Genomic DNA, 1179 nt, shown 5'->3' on the forward strand with positions numbered 1-1179 from the left:
ATCTGACCCACCACCCCGTGCTGCTGCTTGAGAAGCCACTTACGGAATTTTCCTACGATACGGATCCGAAGCAGTCGGCGCAGTCGCGGGTGAGAATGGATCAGGATGCGCGTGCCGGCGCCCTGGTTGCGGTTGACCATGATGCAGGCGGGGTCAGTGAGCGCCGCGGCGATGGCGTCCTTTGCCCCGACGCCTTCGAAACGCCGGTCGCCCTTGCGGAAGACAATGCCCTGCATTCGCCGCCAACCCGGCACGAGTTCGAGCCCGTCGACGAGATAGGGCGTGTTGTAGGTCTCGCTTTGATCGTCGAACAGATGGATCGGCGCGAGATCGCATTCGCCACGTTTTGCGGCCGCGAGTCCGCCGAGGCTGCCGACTGCGATCGAGCGCACGGTGAGGCCGGCATGCGCGAGCTCAGCGGTGACGAGATCGAGGCCGGTGCAATGGCTGCCGATGATGACGAGATCGGGCACGCGCACATGCGGCGTGAACAGCGTCACCTCGGCTTCGGTCCCGGCCGGCATCTGTTCGGCGAGCGCGTCGATGCGCAGAAAGCCGTCGGCCTGCGCGAAGGACGTGATCGCGCCGGAGCCCTTGCCGGAGGGATAGGCGATCAGGCGATCCCTGCCCTCGACCAGCGAGACCATCACGAATTCGGTGCGGCCGAGCTCGGAGGCGATGCGGACCGGCACGGTTGCCCTGACCTTGGCATCGGAGCGCGGCGGCAGTCCGGCCATCCTGCGCAGCATCGGCACGATCATGTCGTGGAAGGTGAACATCGCCGAGGTCGGAAAGCCCGGCAGGATCACCACCGGTTTGCCGTCGCACACCGCAAGGCACAGCGGCTTGCCGGGCTTGAGCGCAACGCCATGCGCGATGATGCCGGGCTGGCCGAGCTGGCCGATGATGCGGTGAGACAAATCGCCCGCGCCCTTCGACGTACCGCCCGACAGCACCAGCATGTCTGCGCCTGCCAGCGCGCGGCGCATGGCGGCTTCGAGCTTGGCCTCATCGTCGGGAACGGCGCCGTGGAAAACCGCCTCACCGCCATTCTCGTCGATCGCAGCCGTGACGATCGCACCTCCTCCAGCGGCGTGGTGCGCGCCAGCAGCAGGATCTTGTGCGCGACCTGCGCGGTCGAGATCCACACCTTCTGGCCATTGACGATGTAGCGGTCGT

At 66.4% G+C, this 1179-nt stretch carries 2 pseudogenes; one reads left to right on the top strand and one right to left on the bottom strand.

The annotated features are described in order from the left end of the window. Nucleotides 1-98: pseudogene (locus MOV75_RS38955) on the top strand (MBL fold metallo-hydrolase); the annotation flags it as partial. Here the strand turns inward: MOV75_RS38955 and MOV75_RS38960 are convergent. Next, nucleotides 99-1082 (bottom strand): annotated as a pseudogene (locus tag MOV75_RS38960) (substrate-binding domain-containing protein); the annotation flags it as partial. Nucleotides 1083-1179: the final 97 nt, after the last annotated feature.

Source organism: Bradyrhizobium sp. PRIMUS42 (assembly GCF_023006515.1).
In the GTDB taxonomy this organism is placed as follows: Bacteria; Pseudomonadota; Alphaproteobacteria; order Rhizobiales; family Xanthobacteraceae; genus Bradyrhizobium.